Below are 16,001 nucleotides of genomic sequence, written 5' to 3' on the forward strand. Positions count from 1 at the left end.
CCAACCATGGTGTACCGTAGCAGGGTGAGTACAGAATCGCTACCGACTCCTCGCGAGTGCTCGATGACCGACGCGCTGGAGATCCTCGGCGACCGCTACTCGCTGCCGGTGTTGCGCGAGCTGATGTACGGCTACCACCGGTTCTCCGACCTGGCCAAGCTGACCGGCGCGCCCCGCACCCTGCTGACCGGGCGGCTGCGCCGGCTGGAGGAGGCCGGCGTGCTCACCCGGACCCAGTACTCCCAGCACCCGCCGCGCTTCGAGTACCACCTCACCCAGGCCGGCATCGACCTCGTGCCCGTGATCCTCATGCTCCGGGAATGGGGCGAGCGCTACACCGGCGACGGCGCGCGCAAGGCCGTGTTCCGCCACAACTGCGGCGCGGAACTCCACCCCACCACCGTCTGCGGCGCCTGCCAGCAGCAGATCCGCCCCGGCGAGTTCGCCGTCACGCGCGTCTGACGGCGAACTCGCCGAGCAGCGGTCAGCCGCCGATGGCGAACCCGTCGTAGGCCAGCCAGGAACCGGCCGTGGTGGTGATCGTGACGGAGTTCTGGCCCGCCTTGAGGCCATGCAACGCGATGGTTTGGGAACTACCACCGGATGGCAACTGGATCCGTTTGCCTGCTTGACCGTTGAGCGCGACATCGATGGCCGGCGAGCGACTGTCGAGCAGCCACAGGCTCAAGGTCAGGTCACGTGGTTCGGCCACGGTGAACCTCAGGGTGAAGGTGTGCGGCCGGGAACCGGCCCAGTCGTCCGACGGACCGGGCTGAATGTAGCTCCACCGTGGACTGACGACGCTGCCGCCCTGGGTGGAGACCCATGGTGTCGTCGCCGACGGGTAGGAGACGCCGGCGGTGAACCCCGGGTCCTGCTGGGCGGTGTAGTCGACGTCGTGTGGGAAAGCCTTGGCGTAGTTCTGATAACCGTCGGGCGCGAGCGCGAAGTCGGATGCACACACCAGTGGAGTCGCGGCGGTTTGGGGTGTCGCCGGCCGCACGCCCACGGTGACGATCTCGTGCTGGCCCACCGGCACGATCACCTCTGAGCCGGAGCCGGAGTCGACCACGGCCAGCTTCGGCCCGTTCGGTTGTTCTGACGGGCTTTCCAGCTGGGCCGCCGTCACCTTGTACGGCAGCCGCAGCCGCACCGTCCCCGACTTCCCCGCGACCTCCAGCAGGCGGACGGTCAGCGGCAGGGTGAGCGAACTGGCCTGACGCACCGGATAGGCCTGCTTCACCGCCTGCACGAAGACGTTCGCGGCATCGACCGACACCAGCGACTTCGCGCCCCCGGGGTAGGTGCCGGCATGCGAGGGCGACAGCGGCGCCGACGCGAGCGGGGTCTGCACGCCCATGCCGTAGCCGGTCGCGGCCACCGGCTCGAATCCCTTGTCGTGGCTGGTGATCGAGTAGTGGAAGCTGACCGGACCGGACTGGGCCTGCCGGTAGTTGGTGTTCCACAGGCTGTTGAACGCGTAGGAGAAGGCCGATCCGTTGTCGGGCGTCGGCGCGGCCGGGTCCGGACCGGACTGGTCGAGGCGGCCGGGCCGTGGCTGCAACTCCATGCTGCGGATATGCCCGAACTCCATCAGCGGTGTGTCCGTTGTGGACATGGTGACCCCGCCGCCGGCGTTGGACAGGTCGGCGTAGCCACGCACGGCCTGCCAGTCCATGGACGAGCCGGGAAGCTGGCCCGCGCCCAGAGTCACCGGCGTGCCAGGAGCTTCATAGGTCACCGTGGGTTTGTCCACTTTGAACGGGAAGGCGAAGTAGCCCTCCTCCGGTGTGGTGACCCACGTCTTGTCGATGTCGTCGGCGATGTCCAGCCGTTTGGTGTTGGCGTACAGGGTGAAGGTGGCGCCGGCTGATTCCACGCCGGTCGCCGCCCCGGTGCCATCCTTGCCACCAGGGGTGTCGGGGTAGGCGACCTTGATGCTGACGCTCACCGGCCCGGCCGACTGCACGGTCACCGTGGCCCGCCCCGGCGACCACTGCTTGTCCGGCGTCGTTCGCCCGTCGCGTTGCGGGTTGGGCCGGTACACGTACTGGTTGAGGCCGAAGGCCGACGTCGTGTCCACGAGTTCACGGCCGGCGGCCTTGTCGTACACCGACTTCACGACACCGGTGTCCGTCGACACGGTCACGCGATAGTACTGGTTCTCCAGGATTCCCTGGCCCGAATCCCAGTGCAGCGCCGAATCCAGGCCGACAGTGGGATTCGCACCGGACCGCAGCTCGTACGTCCGATAGCCGACAGCCGGAACATCGGCCGCGATGAACCGAATCTTGCCCGGCCCCGCGGGCTCGTACGGCGTCACAGCACCGGTCTGGGCATCGACCAACTGCCCGGACCACCCGTCGGGAACCGTCGTCGTCACCACATCGCTGCGCCGCGTCGACACCGAGTTGAACACCGCGATGCCCGGATTGGCCGACGGGTTCGCGACCTGCCCGCCCAATGCCGCCGTCGCGGCGTCCATCGCGTCCGTGCTCAAGCGGGAAGCCTTGTCGGCGTGGGCCTTCTTCACCGCCCACTGCGGATCGTCGGGTATCAGCTCCGGGCTGGCCCAGGTGTGCTCGGTGTAGAGCTCCTCCTCCCGGTAGGCGGAGTCGACCAGGCACTGCTGGTTGGCCGACGGGGCCAGCGCGCCAAGGGTTTCCGCGCTGCCAGTGCGGACCTGGGCCTGCATGTTCTCGCCAGTCTCGAACGCCGAGGAGCCCGCACCGTCGGACCACCAGTCGGGGTAGTCACCGCTCTTGACCGGCAATTGCGAGGCGTCCCGCGAGGTCGGATCCGGCGAATACCCGGACTTCGCCTTCTGCCCGGGCGCAGTGGTGGCGTCCTGGTAGAACCGGGACGGCGTGGACATCACCAGCTTCGGCCAGGCGTACTGCTGGCCGAAGGTGTGGATCACGTCCGAGATGCCGTTCATCGGCGGCGTGGAGTCCTCGAAGAACATCAGCGGGTACACCGACTGCGGGTACCGCCCGGCCTGGAGACCGGGGAACCAGTTGGCGATCCCGGCGGCTGTCTTGGCGGTGACGTCCCGCACCTGGGCCGGCGAGGGCGCGGCGACCGGATGGTACGGCAATGTGGGCGCGGTGCCACAGGTGTCGTTCGGGTCGTCGCTCGGCCACGGCGCGAGGCCGCACTTGAGCCCCTGCCAGTTCAGCTTGTAGCCCTCGTCGTAGGAGTTGGCCGCGAGGAACGTCAGCACCGAACTGCCGTCCGGCGCCTGCAAGTGGTACAGCGCCGGGAAGTCCTGGGCGGTGTGCGGCACGCTCCAGCGCCCGGTGTGGTCCGGGTTGGAGCCGTTGATCAGCATCGTCACGCCCTGCTTGGCCAGCAGCTGGGTCTTCTGCGCGGTCACCCCGGTGACGTCGTCCTGCATCGCGGCGGTCACCGGCCGGCCGAACTTCGCCGCGAACGTCCGGGTTCCCTTGTCCTGGGCCCGGATCAGCTGCTCGGTGCTGCCCAGGTCGCTGAGATTGTTGTCGTACGAGGCGGTCAGCTCGATCTGGCCGGCGGCCACACAGCCGCCGAGCGCCTTGACCTTGTCGGCCGGGCGGTCCTGCACGTAGTCGTCGATCATCCAGGCCTGCTCGACCGTCCACCGGTAGCGTTCGGCGTCCGGACGGTTCGCGGTGGCGGCGCACTGGGCCACCGCCTGGTCCAGGAACGCGTCCTGGAGCTGGCGAGTCGTCGCCTGGTCGTAGTGGTAGCCGATGTCGAGGTGGCTGCCGTTGATGATGTCCACCTGCCAGCGCCGCTGGTAGGGCAGACTGGTGGCGTACGTTCCCGCCGGCTGCCCGTCGAGCGCGACGGTGATGTCCAGTTTGGATGGTCCTGGTCCTGGCGCCGCCGGCACTTCGATGCGCTGCGTCGACCGGCCCGCCGGCAGCGAGGCGATCGTGGTCCGCGCGCTGTCGCGGCCGAGGGTCGCGGTGATGGTGGCCGCGGCCGGGCCCGCCGTGTTCTGCACGTCGACGTCCACGAGCTGGCGCTGGTCGGACTTGAACAGCACGGTGGGCGTCTCCGCGAGCACCCGCACCGCGCCGAGTTGGCCGGGCGCGGGCACGAGGCGCACCGAGTCATAAGCCGCCCAGGAGCCGGCGGTGCTCCGCAGGACGAGGCTGTTTCGACCGGCGGCCAAGGTGTCCCTCGGGATGAGCACGCCGATCTCGTGCGGACGGTTGACGTAGCCCGTCGTGCCGGAGAAGGAGCCGATGCCATATACCCCAGCGCCGCCGCCGGCCGGCGTGGTCACCGACTCGACCGAATGCCCGTTGGACAACACCTCCACGGTGGGAGGTGCACTGTCATGGGTGTCGACGTAGTCGATCCGCAGGATGAGGTCCGTGGCCGGCACGGCGGCCAGGGAGTAGTTGATCGTGTCGGCGTGGGACTTGCCGCCGGCCCAGGCATCGGCCGGCCCAGGCTGGATGTAGGGCCAATCCCTCGTACGACTCAGGCCCACGGTGTAGGTCGCGTCCTGGGGGAAGGCCGAGGGGTACTTCTGGTAGTCCCCCGGGGAGAGGGCGAACTCGGCGTCGGACTGGTCAGGGCTGCCGATCGTGAACACCGACGGCTCGGTGTACGCGGGCGCCCCGGCGCTGGAACCGGCCACGACCGTCGACACCGAAGCCGCGGCGACCAGCACCACGACCGCGTCGACCAGCCACCGCCGGCGGAGTGTTGGATGCGACGACATCATCGGATTGTTAACGATAACCACACCGACCGACAAGTCTTGACGGCTGAAAGCCTCGCAGTCATCGTTAACGTTAACAAGACCGGTATCGGAGGCCGCTGTGACCCGTTCCTACGACCGAAACCCGCGCTACGCCCCGGTGGCCGGGGAGGTCGCCCGCGGCTGGGCCGCCGCAGCGCGGTCCCTGCCGCCAGCGCCCGCGGTGCTCGCCGTGGACGGGCCGGCGGCGCTCGACTGGACCACGGCGATCGCCTGCCTTCTCGACACGCTGCGGGCGGCTGGGACTACGACCAGGGACCTAGACCTCCGGACATACGAGGCCGACTGGGACACCATCTGCCGCCGCACCGGTGACGACGGTTCCGACCCGCACTACCTAGGGCTGGCCGACAACAGCGTCTCCGACATCTACCGCGAGCTGCCCCAGATAACCCGGCCCGTCAACGGAATCCTGGTTGTCTACGGCCCAGGCGCGGCACTGTCGGACCACGACGTGCTGTGGTACGCCGACCTGCCCAAGCGCTACGCCGAGGCGGCCATCGCCGCCGGCGATCTGCCTGTGGGTGTGAACCTCGGTCGCCACGCTCTACCTGGCGACCTACGTCGCCTGTTCTATGCCGACTGGCCTATGTCCGACGGCCACCGCGACGCCATCGCCCACCGCATCGACCGCTGGATAGACCTCCGCGACCCGGCGAACCCGGCGTCCCTGGACGGCCCGGCCATGCGGGCCACGCTCGAACAGTTGGCCACCGGACCGGTGCGCACCCGCCCGTACTTCAACTCGACGCCGTGGGGCGGCCAGTGGGCGGCCCGGGAACTGGGTTTCACCCCACAGGCCGGCAACACCGCGCTGGGCTACGAGCTGATCGCCCCCGAGGCCGGCGTGCTCGTCGGCGACCCCGAGGCCGACGTCGAACTGCCGTTCCAACTGCTGTGCGTGCTGCACCCGGCGGCCTTCCTCGGCCCGGCCGTGCACGCCGAGTTCGGCACCTCGTTCCCCATCCGCTTCGACTACCTGGACACCGTCGGCGGCGGCAATCTGTCCCTGCACCTCCATCCGCGGGCGGAGTACATGCGGGACCGGTTCGGCTGGCCCTACACCCAGCACGAGTCCTACTACGTCACCGCCAGCCCCGACCCCGGCGCGGGGGTTTACCTTGGCCTGCAACAGGATGCCGACCTCGGCCTGATGCGCAAGCAGGTCGAGCTGGCGATCGAGCGCGGCGAGCCGATGGACGTCGAACGCTTCGTGCGACGACATCCCGCCGAACCCGGCCAGCTCTACCTGATCCCCGCCGGCACCCCGCACGCGTCCGGCGCCGGCAATCTCGTCCTGGAGATCAGCGCCACGCCTTACCTGTACTCCCTACGCTTCTACGACTGGCTGCGCCGGGACGCCCGCGGCAACTCCCGTCCGCTCCCTTACGACCACGGCTTCGCCAATCTCGACCGCGACCGTCAGGGCGAGGACGTCGTCCACGACCTGATCCAGCCTCCTCGCCCCCTTCGCACCGGCCCCGGCTGGCGCGAGGAACTCCTTGGCGCACTACCGGAACTCTTCTACGAAGTCCGGCGCTTCGTGCTCGACCACGGCACTGCCGAGGACAACACTCAAGGCCGCTTCCACATCCTCAACGTCTCCGCCGGCGACGGCGTGGTGATCGAGACCTCCGACGGCCGCGTCCACGACCTGGCCTTCGCCGAAACCCTGACCGTGCCCGCCGCCGTCGGCGCCTACCGCCTCCGTCCGCTGGGCGACCGGCGGGTGCACGTGATCAAGGCCCTCGTCCGGGAAGGACAGCCGTCATGAACCGCTCGTTGCTGGTGATCGCCGCCGTGAGCAGCCTGGGTGGGCTGCTGTTCGGGTACGACACGGGCATCATCTCCGGGGCACTGCCGACGATCGCCGGGCAGTTCCGCCTGGCCGACACCGGACAGCAGCTGATCACCAGCGCGATCATCGTCGGGGCCATCGCCGGCGCGTCTTCCTCGGGACGTATGTCCGACGGCATAGGCCGCCGCCGGGCGATCATCGTGGCCGCGGCGGTGTTCGCCGCGGGCGCGGCGCTGGCCGCGGTCACGCCGGAGGTGTGGACGCTCGGGATCGCCCGCCTGGTGCTGGGTTTCGCCGTCGGCCTGGCCGCACAGGCCGTGCCGGTGTACGTCGCCGAGCTCGCGTCCCCGGCCCGGCGGGGCGGCCTGGTGGTGCTGTTCCAACTGGCCATCACCGTGGGCATCCTGGCCGCGTACCTCTCCGGCTACGCCCTCGACGACGGCTGGCGCTGGATGTTCGGTCTGGGCCTCGCGCCGGCCGTGGCCCTGCTGCTGGGCATGCTCGCGCTGCCCGAGAGCCCGCGCTGGCTGTTCACCCACGGCCACCCGGAGGCAGCACGAAAAGTGCTGACCCGCATCAGGCCCGACGCGGCCGCGGTGGAGGCCGAGATCGCCGACCTCGCCGCGGTTCCCGATGGACACCGACCCGACGCCGCCACGATTCCGCAGGGCAGCCTGGCCGCCCTGCGGGCCCGATGGCTGCGCCCGGCCCTCGTCGCCGGCCTCGGCCTGGCCATCGCGTCCCAGGTCACCGGCATCAACGCCATCATCTACTACGCCCCGACGATCCTCGGCGACGCCGGGTTCGGCCGCGACGCGGCGATGCTGACCACGGTCGGCGTCGGCGTGGTCAACTTCCTCATGGTCGCCATCGGCGTCCGGTTGGTGGACCGCCTCGGCCGCCGTCGCCTGCTGCTGACGCTGCTGCCGGTCGCGGTGCTGTGCCTGGCCGCCCTCGCCACGGTCCTGATGATCCAGCCGGCCCCGCAGGGCCCGGCCCGCTGGGTGGTGATTCTGGGCGTCCTCGGCTACATCGCCGGCAACGGCGGCAGTCTCTCGGTAGTGGTGTGGCTGGCCGGCCCGGAGATGTACCCGTTCGAGGTCCGGTCGGTCGCGGTGGCGACCTCCACCCTGGCCGTCTGGGTGTTCGACCTGCTGGTCAGCCTCACCACGCTCTCCCTGACCAGCGCCCTGGGCACCACCGGCACCTTCTGGCTGTTCGCCGTGGTCAACGCGCTGGCGTTCCTGTTCGTCCTGCGTTTTGTCCCGGAAACCCGCGGGCGCAGCCTTGAGGACATCGAGAATGCATTGCGTGACGGTAGCTTCGGAGCAATGCGCTGACATGGGCCCGGTTCCTGTGCTGGAGATCGGCGGCACGCATGTCACCGCCGCGCTGGTGGACGGCGCGACGGTGGACGTCCCCGTGCGAATGCCGCTGTCTCCGCAGGGCAGCCGGGAGGAGATCCTCGACGGCATCGTCACCGCCGCGTCGAAGGTCGAAGCCCCGGCCGGGGCGCGGTGGGGTGTCGCGGTGCCGGGGCCGTTCGACTACAACGCGGGCATCGGCCTGTTTCACGACGTCGGCAAGTTCGAGTCGCTGTACGGCGTGGATGTCGGGGCCGAGCTGACCCGCCGGCTGCCCGAACCGGCCGTGTTGCGGTTCCTCAACGACGCGGACGCGTTCGGCATCGGCGAGTACGTCGCCGGAGCGGCGGCCGGACACCGGCGCGCGGTGTGCCTGACGCTGGGCAGCGGCGTCGGCTCGGCGTTCCTCGACGACGGCGTGCCGGTGAACGACGGACCGCTGGTACCGCCGGAGGGCAGCGCCCACCGGGTGCACTACCGCGGCCGCCCGTTGGAGGAAACCGTGTCGCGGCGGGCAATTCGCGCCGCCTACGGCCACGACGCGCCAGACGTGCAAGTCATCGCCGAACTGGCCCGCGACGGCGACCCGCATGCGCGAACCGTGCTGGCCAACGCCTTTCACGCCTTGGGGGTGGCGATGGGCCCGTGGCTGGCCGGGTTCGAGGCGACAGTGCTGGTCGTCGGCGGTTCGATCGCCGCCTCCTGGGACCTCGTCGAGGGTCCGCTCCAAGCCGGCCTCGACGTCACCGTCGAGCTCCGCACGGCCCAGCGTCCGGTGGACGCTCCCCTGCTCGGCGCGGCCCGGTGGGCGACACGGCCGCGCTCCGGCCCCGACCGCTGATCATCGCCTACAATGGCCGAAAAGCGTGCCGATTTCACAGAAAGCGCCACCACCGTGCCCTCGAACGCCACGCCCACGATGCGGGACGTCGCGGCGCGGGCCGGAGTGAGCGCGATGACCGTGTCCCGGGTGCTCAAGGACGAGAACGTCAGCAGCGCCACCCGGGAACGGGTGCTCGCCGCTGTGCGGGAACTGGGCTACCGCCGCAACGAGGTGGCCCGCAACCTCCGGCTGGGCCGGCCCAGCGGCATGATCGGCCTGGTCGTCACCAATCTCGGCAACCCGTTCTACTCCCAGCTCGCGCTGGGCGCCGAGCAGGTGGCCGAGCAGCACGGCCTGCGGCTCGTGCTCGGCAACACCGCCGGCCAGGTCCAGCGCGAGCACGAGCTGGTCGACGACCTGCTCTCCCGCCGGGTCGACGGCATGATCGTGGTGCCGGCCGGATCCCGGCACCAGCACCTGGATCCGGCCGTGCTGGGCGGGATTCCGATCGTGCTGGCGGCCAGCCCGCCGGCCGGCATCGATGTGGACACAGTGTTGGTCGACGACTTCGGCGGCGCCCGCGCCGCCACCGCGCGGCTGCTGGCCGACGGGCACCGGTCGGTCGGTTTCCTGGGCAACCCACCCACCCGGTACACCGGGGCCGAGCGGTTCCGCGGCTACTGGGCGGCGCACGAGGAGGCCGGCCTGACGCCCCGCGAGGACTTGATCCGCCGCGGCCCGGACGACATTCCCAGCGCCGTTGCGGCCGCTCGGGAACTGCTCGACCGGGCCGACGCGCCGACCGCCCTGTTCTGCACCAACAACCGGATAACCCTGGGCGCCTACCGGGAGATCCGCCGCCTCGGCGCCGACACCGTGCTCGCCGGCTTCGACGACTTCGAACTGGCCGACCTGCTGGACCGGCCGATCACCGTGGTCTCCTACGACGCCCGCGAGGTGGGCCGCCGCGCCGCCACGCTGCTGCTCGACCGCCTCGGCCCGGGCGCCGGCCAGCCGGCCCGCCGCACCATGGTCCCCACCACGATCGTCCGCCGCGGCGCGGATTCCTGACGGTCGCCGAATTCACGGGCAACCCATCGTGTGCCCGCGAGCACGCAGCGGATGGACACCTTCACGTCATATGCCGTTTAGGCGTGATTTGCCCCGACAGGTGAGGCTTCGCCCGGAACGCCCGAGTCGGCCCGGAAAGAGGTTCCCGGTGGGACACCATCACGATCACCATCACCACTCGCACGAGCACGTGCCGGCGGCCGCCGACGTCGACGTGCCCGACGAGGCCCTGAGCCCGGACGAGTTATCGCGTAGATCGATGTTCCGCCGGGCCGGGCTGCTGGGCGCGGGGCTGGCCACGGCCAGCGTGCTGACCGCCGGCACCGCCGCCGCCGGCCCGGACCGCAACCGCCCGTCGCGCAACGGTTTCCTGTGGCTGGCCGGCGACCACCACATCCACACGCAGTACAGCTCGGACGCCAAGTACCGGGTGATCGACCACGTGCGGCACGCGAACGCGTACGGGCTGGACTGGATGGTCATCACCGACCACGGCAGCGAGCAGCACGCCAAGATCGGCGTGGAGAAGGTCAACCCGGACATCGTCGCCGCCCGCGACGCCGTCGACGACACGCTGGTGTTCCAGGGTTTGGAGTGGAACATCCCGGCGGCCGAGCACGGCACCGTGTTCGTGCACCCCGGCCGCAACGAGGTCGCGCTGCTCAAGGAGTTCGAGAACTCCTTCGACGGCGCGGTCAAGGGCGCCACCGCCGGCACCCCGGCCAACGAGGCCATGGCCATCGCCGGCGTCAGCTTCCTGGCCGACGCCGTGCGTCGCCGCCGCGTGCAGGACGCGTTGTTCCTGGCCAACCACCCGGCCCGCAAGGGAATCGACTCGCCGCACGAGATCCGCGGGTGGCGGGACGCCGCCCCGCACATCGCTGTCGGCATGGAGGGCGCGCCGGGCCACCAGGGGGCCGGCATCCCCGCCCCGCACGGTCCCGGCAGCGGCCGCGGCGGCTATGACAACAGCCCGAGCGCCGACTCGTTCCCCGGCTATCCGCTGGAGAGCTACCGCACCTGGGGCGGGTTCGACTGGATGACCTCGACCGTGGGCGGGCTGTGGGACAGCCTGCTGGCCGAGGGCAAGCCCTGGTGGATCACCGCGAACTCCGACTCGCACAACGTGTACGCCGACAACGCGGTGCGCGGTCCGGGCTCGGACTTCGTCAAGAACGGCAAGTACAACGACCCGGTCTACGGCGGCGACCTCAACCTCACCGACACCGACTTCTGGCCCGGCTACTACTCCCGCACCCACGTCGGCGCGAGCGGCTTCTCGTACGCGGCGGTGATGGACGGGATCCGCGCCGGGCGGGTGTGGGTCGACCACGGCGGCCTGATCAGCGGCCTGGACGTCCGGCTGCGGGCCCGCAACGGCCGGGATGAGGTGCCGCTGGGCGGCATGCTGCACGTCCGCCGGGGCACCGAGGTCGACCTGGTGATCTCCGTCGATCTGGCCAACGGGCCGAACTGGGCCCAGTTCGTGCCGCTGCTGGCCCGCATCGACGTCATCGCCGGCGACGTCACCGGCCCCGCGGCTGACCGGGACGGCTTCGTCGCGCCGACCGCCAAGGTCGTGAAGTCCTTCGAGGTCAACAAGTCCGCCGGCACGGTCCGGTTCACCTATCCGCTGGGCCGGGTCGGCACGCCGCGATACGTGCGGCTGCGCGGCACCGACGGAAACCGCACCGCCGTCGGCCTTCGGGGCCCCGCCGTCGATCCCGTCGGGCCGGCCATGGACGTGCTCGGCTCTGCCGACCCGTGGCGCGACCTGTGGTTCTACAGCAACCCCCTGTGGGTCCTGCCGTCGTGACCATCGTCGGCGTCGACACCGGCAGTCGATCGCTGCGGGAGGCGGACCACCTGATCCACGACCTCGTGGACCGGCTCCGCCTCCCGGTCGTCGCCTGCACGCATCTGATCCGCGGTGCGCGGCCCCATGTCGCCGTGTCGCTCGAATTCGACGGTCCGTGGTCGGAACTCGTCGACTTTACGGCCGGAGTGGCTGTGGGCGCCGATCGTTCAGGCCCGCCCGATCTGTCCGCCGCCGCCGTCGAAGCACTTGCCCAGCACCGTGTTTCCGGCCGTGCCGTGGTCTTCCCCGGCTCGGGCGGACTCACCGGCGGCGTGCGGGTCGGCGACGTGCTGGCCCGGTCGCCGATCACTCGCTTCCAGGTGATCGGCGGGCCGGACCAGCCGGGGCCCGACGACGTGCTGGACACTCGTGATCACCTGCGCCCGGAATGGCAGGCCGGCGAGCTGGTGCTGGCCGTGACGCCGGCCGGCCCGGGCCGGTACGCCCCGTTCGAGGTGCCCAATCCCACTCCCTGCTGCGCCGACCACGACTGAAGCTTCACCGACCGGTCACGTGGCGTTCGCCCCGGCGGGATAGGAAGCTGGGGAACCACGAGTCTGGAGGTCGAGTGATGTCACTGTCCCGGCGGACCCTGTTCCGCGGCGCGGTCGCCGCTGGTGGCGCGATGGTCGCCGGCGGGCTGGCGGCGGACCCGGCCGGCGCGGCGCCCGCGCTGGTCCGGGCCGGCCGACCGATGCTCACACACGGGCTGCAGAGCGGCGACGTGCTGGCCGACCAGGCGACGGTGTGGGCCCGCGCCGACCGGCCGGCCCGTATGGTGGTGGAGGTCGCCACCGAACCGACGTTCCGCCGGACGAGGACGGTGCCCGGCGCGCTGCTGCTGCCCGGCTCGGACTTCACCGGCAAGACCGTGCTGTCCGGCCTCCCCGACGGCGCCGACATCTACTACCGCGTCACTCCGGTCGACCTGTACGACACGTCGCTGGCCGGCCCGCCCCTGAGCGGCCACCTGCGCACCGTGCCGCGGCGGGCCAAGGACGTCTCCTTCGTCTGGTCGGGTGATCTGGCCGGGCAGGGCTTCGGCATCGACACCGCGCGCGGCGGCTACCGGATCTTCGAGCAGATGCGCAAGCTGGACCCCGACTTCTACCTCTGCAACGGCGACAACATCTACGCCGACGACCCGATCGAACCGACCGTGACGCTGCCCGACGGCAGCCTGTGGCGCAACATCGTCACCGAGGAGAAGTCGAAGGTCGCCGAGACGCTGGACGAGTACCGGGGCAACTACAAGTACAACCTGCTGGACGAGAACCTGCGCCGGTTCTACGCCGAGGTGGCCCAGATCCAGCAGTGGGACGACCACGAGACGCACAACAACTGGTACCCAGGCGAGATCCTGGACGACCCGCTCTACACCGAGAAGCGGGTCGACGTGCTGAAGTACCGGGCCCGCCAGGCATATCACGAGTACGTGCCGATCAATCCGGTGTACGACAAGGAGAACCGCATCTACCGGGTGCTGCACCACGGGCCGCTGCTGGACGTGTTCGTGCTGGACATGCGCTGGTACCGGGACGCCAACTCGCCGGACAAGCAGGCGTTCAACGACGGCGGCATCCTCGGCCACGAGCAGGCGGCCTGGCTCAAGCGCGAGCTGGCCCGGTCCACGGCCAGGTGGAAGGTGATCTCCAACGACATGCCGCTGTGCGAGGTGGTCACCGACGCCGGCGGCAAGTTCGAGGCGGTTTCCCAGGGGGACAACGGAAAGCCGCTGGGTCGGGAGCTCCAGATCGCCGACCTGCTGAGCTTCGTCAAGCGCCACCGCATCCGCAACACCGTCTGGCTGACCACCGACGTGCACTACACGGCCGCGCACTTCTTCGACCCGGACAAGGCGGCCTTCCAGGACTTCGACCCGTTCTGGCAGTTCACCTCCGGCCCGCTCAACGCCGGCGCCTTCCCGCCCGACGCCGTGGACACCACCTTCGGCGCGCAGCAGGTGTTCGTGAAGGCTCCCCCGTACGCGAACGCCTCGCCGGCCACCGAGTTCCAGTTCTTCGGCCAGGTCTCCGTTTCGGCCGAGACCGAGGCGATGACCGTGCGGCTGCGGGACAACTCCGGCGCCGTGCTGTGGTCGAAGGAGCTGGCGCCCCAGCGGTGATCGGGTGGCTGCCACGATGATCGTCGTGGCAGCCCGCGGGGCCTGTCGACGTACACCAGCACCGTCATCCGACGCTCGCGGCCTTCGCCCTCGGCTGTCTAGCGTCGGCGAACATGATGAATCGTCGCCAATTGGTCCGTACGGGCGGCGCGGTCGCGGCCCTCGGACTCGCCGCCGCCTGTGCGTCTCCCGCGTCGAATGCCGCCTCCAGCCCGTCTCCAAGCCCGTCGATCGGCCCCGGCCCCACCGACGGCGTCGTCCGCGTCCAGCTGCAACGACTCGCCTCGCCCAATCCCGGCTGGGACATCGTGCAGACCCGCTTCGAGATCCCCGTCGGCAAGGAATCCGGCCGGCACACCCATCCCGGGCCCGAGGTCGGCTACATCGTCCAGGGCGACGTGGTCATCGAGTTCGACGACCGCCCCTCGATCACCCTGCACTCCGGCTCGCCGTTCCTGATCCCCACCGGTGTCGTGCACAACGCCCGCAACGTCGGCAAGGTCCAGACCATGATGCTGTCGACCTACGTCATCGACGCCAGCAAGCCGTTGGTCACGTTGTGCCATGGTGGAAATGGACAGCCCTGCCCCTGATCATGGGAACACCACCGTGCTGTTCCCGTTGAGCAGCACCCGACGCTCGCAGTGCCACCGCACCGCACGGGACAGCGCCAGGGCCTCGGCGTCGCGGCCGACGGTCTGCAGAGCACCGGCGTTGTAGGTGTGGTCGATACGGATGACCTCCTGCTCGATGATCGGCCCCTCGTCGAGGTCGGAGGTGACGTAGTGCGCGGTGGCGCCGACCAGCTTCACCCCACGGTCATAGGCCTGGTGATAGGGCTTGGCTCCCTTGAAGCCGGGCAGGAACGAGTGGTGGATGTTGATGGCCCGCCCGTACAGGGCCTTGCTGGTGGCGTCGGAGAGGATCTGCATGTAGCGGGCCAGCACCACCAGCTCGGCGTCGTAGTCGTCGACCAGCCGCAGCAACTGGGCCTCGGCGGCGGCCTTGGTCTCGGGAGTGACGGGGATGTACATATACGGCAGCCCGGCAGCCTCTGCCATGGGACGTAGGTCCTCGTGGTTGGAGACGACGGCGACGATGTCGGCCCCCAGGCTGCCGGCCCGCCAGCGGAAGATCAGGTCGTTCAGGCAGTGCCCGAGCCTGGACACCAGGACCAGAATCCGGGCTTTGGTGTCGGAATTGAAGTCGTAGGTCATCTGGAACTCGGCGGCCACGGGCTCGAAGCCGCGGGACAGCTCGGCCAGGTCGGTGCCGTCGGGGGCGGTCACCTGGGTGCGCATGAAAAGTCGCTGGCGCACGGCGTCGTCGAACTGCTGGTGCTCGCCGATGTCGCAGCCGCGCTCGAACAGGTAGCCGCTGACCGCCCGCACGATGCCGGTGCGGTTGGGGCAGCTCAGCGTCAGGGTGAAGGTCTGGCTCACAGGGTCTCCACTCAGATACTCGATTGATATATCAATCTGCGTAAAAATGTGGCCTGACAGCCCGGCAGCGCCCGGCGGTCACTAGGATGGCCACCGTGACCGCAGCCCGCGACCTCGAACCGGCGTCGGCCTCGCTGGCCGACCGGGCCTACGCCGCGATCCAACACCAGCTGATCATGCTGGACATCCCGCCGCTGGCCCCGATCGACGACGTGGCGCTGGCCCAGTCCCTCGACGTCGGCCGCACCCCCGTGCGCGAGGCGCTCAAGCGGCTGGAAGTGGACCGCCTGGTGATCAGCTACCCGCGCCGCGGCACCTTCGCCACCGGCGTGGACATCACCGACCTGGCCTACATCTCCGAGATCCGCGTCCAACTGGAGCCGTTGGCCGCCCGCCGCGCCGCCGAGCACGCCACCAGGACCGTGCGCGCCGAGCTGGCCCAGATCGCCGACACCATCGAGTCTCTCGACATCGCGACCCTGGACCGGCACCAGCTGATGGACTGGGACCTCCGGGTGCACCGCGCCATCTACCGCGCCGCCGGCAACCCGCACCTCGAGGACACCCTGGTCCGCTACAACAACCTCGCCACCCGCATCTTCTGCCTGTTCCTCGACCGCATCACCCACTTCGACCGCCACATCGCCGAGCACACCGGCCTCCTGCGGGCGATCGCCGACGACAATAGCGCCCGGGCCGAGGCCATCGCCCGCGACCACGTCACCGGCTTCGAGAAGGCGATCCGGGCGATCATCTGACGGCGG

12 protein-coding genes are annotated in these 16,001 nt (G+C 70.1%); 10 read left to right on the forward strand and 2 right to left on the reverse strand.

Features of this window, described 5'->3' with window-relative positions:
- Positions 1 to 24: 24 nt before the first annotated feature.
- Entirely contained in the window at positions 25 to 462 is a 438-nt protein-coding gene (locus tag JJ691_RS17315; protein WP_249227995.1) for a winged helix-turn-helix transcriptional regulator, read from the forward strand.
- Positions 463 to 484: 22 nt separating this feature from the next.
- Here the strand turns inward: JJ691_RS17315 and JJ691_RS17320 are convergent, their stop codons facing one another.
- Positions 485 to 4,717: a polysaccharide lyase family protein gene (locus JJ691_RS17320; RefSeq protein ID WP_211769782.1), complete on the reverse strand. Its 4,233-nt coding sequence runs from the start codon at positions 4,715 to 4,717 to the stop codon at positions 485 to 487.
- Positions 4,718 to 4,817: 100 nt separating this feature from the next.
- Here JJ691_RS17320 and JJ691_RS17325 point away from each other — a divergent pair, with 100 nt between their 5' ends.
- The 8 genes from JJ691_RS17325 (at position 4,818) to JJ691_RS17360 (ending at position 14,388) form a co-directional block, all read left to right on the forward strand.
- The gene (locus tag JJ691_RS17325) at positions 4,818 to 6,530 is read left to right on the forward strand and encodes a class I mannose-6-phosphate isomerase (protein WP_211769783.1); all 1,713 of its coding nucleotides are present in this window, start codon (positions 4,818 to 4,820) and stop codon (positions 6,528 to 6,530) included.
- Positions 6,527 to 7,894: a sugar porter family MFS transporter gene (locus JJ691_RS17330; protein ID WP_211769784.1), complete on the forward strand. Its 1,368-nt coding sequence runs from the start codon at positions 6,527 to 6,529 to the stop codon at positions 7,892 to 7,894. The genes JJ691_RS17325 and JJ691_RS17330 overlap by 4 nt, the downstream gene beginning before the upstream one ends.
- A gap of 1 nt (position 7,895) precedes the next feature.
- Entirely contained in the window at positions 7,896 to 8,759 is an 864-nt protein-coding gene (locus tag JJ691_RS17335; RefSeq protein WP_211769785.1) for an ROK family protein, read from the forward strand.
- Positions 8,760 to 8,771: 12 nt separating this feature from the next.
- A complete protein-coding gene (locus JJ691_RS17340) occupies positions 8,772 to 9,812 on the forward strand; it encodes a LacI family DNA-binding transcriptional regulator (protein WP_211769786.1) in 1,041 nt (346 codons plus the stop codon).
- A gap of 148 nt (positions 9,813 to 9,960) precedes the next feature.
- Positions 9,961 to 11,628, forward strand: a complete 1,668-nt coding sequence (locus JJ691_RS17345) for a PHP domain-containing protein (RefSeq protein WP_249227996.1) — start codon at positions 9,961 to 9,963, stop codon at positions 11,626 to 11,628.
- Positions 11,625 to 12,164, forward strand: a complete 540-nt coding sequence (locus tag JJ691_RS17350; protein ID WP_211769787.1) for a hypothetical protein — start codon at positions 11,625 to 11,627, stop codon at positions 12,162 to 12,164. Before JJ691_RS17345 ends, JJ691_RS17350 begins: the two co-directional genes overlap by 4 nt.
- A gap of 77 nt (positions 12,165 to 12,241) precedes the next feature.
- Positions 12,242 to 13,795, forward strand: a complete 1,554-nt coding sequence (locus tag JJ691_RS17355; RefSeq protein ID WP_211769788.1) for an alkaline phosphatase D family protein — start codon at positions 12,242 to 12,244, stop codon at positions 13,793 to 13,795.
- Between the two features lie 113 nt (positions 13,796 to 13,908).
- Positions 13,909 to 14,388, forward strand: coding sequence for a cupin domain-containing protein (locus JJ691_RS17360; RefSeq protein ID WP_211769789.1), 480 nt, complete (start codon positions 13,909 to 13,911; stop codon positions 14,386 to 14,388).
- Here JJ691_RS17360 and purU read toward each other — a convergent pair whose 3' ends face one another.
- Positions 14,389 to 15,237 carry a formyltetrahydrofolate deformylase gene (gene purU, locus JJ691_RS17365; RefSeq protein ID WP_211769790.1) on the reverse strand — a complete coding sequence of 283 codons (849 nt, stop codon included), beginning with the start codon at positions 15,235 to 15,237 and terminating at the stop codon, positions 14,389 to 14,391.
- 86 nt (positions 15,238 to 15,323) lie between these two features.
- On the opposite strand from purU, the gene JJ691_RS17370 reads away from it, so the two are divergent.
- Positions 15,324 to 15,995 carry a GntR family transcriptional regulator gene (locus tag JJ691_RS17370; RefSeq protein WP_211769791.1) on the forward strand — a complete coding sequence of 224 codons (672 nt, stop codon included), beginning with the start codon at positions 15,324 to 15,326 and terminating at the stop codon, positions 15,993 to 15,995.
- The last annotated feature ends 6 nt before the right edge of the window (positions 15,996 to 16,001 follow it).

Source organism: Kutzneria sp. CA-103260, assembly GCF_018263855.1.
GTDB lineage: Bacteria > Actinomycetota > Actinomycetes > Mycobacteriales > Pseudonocardiaceae > Kutzneria.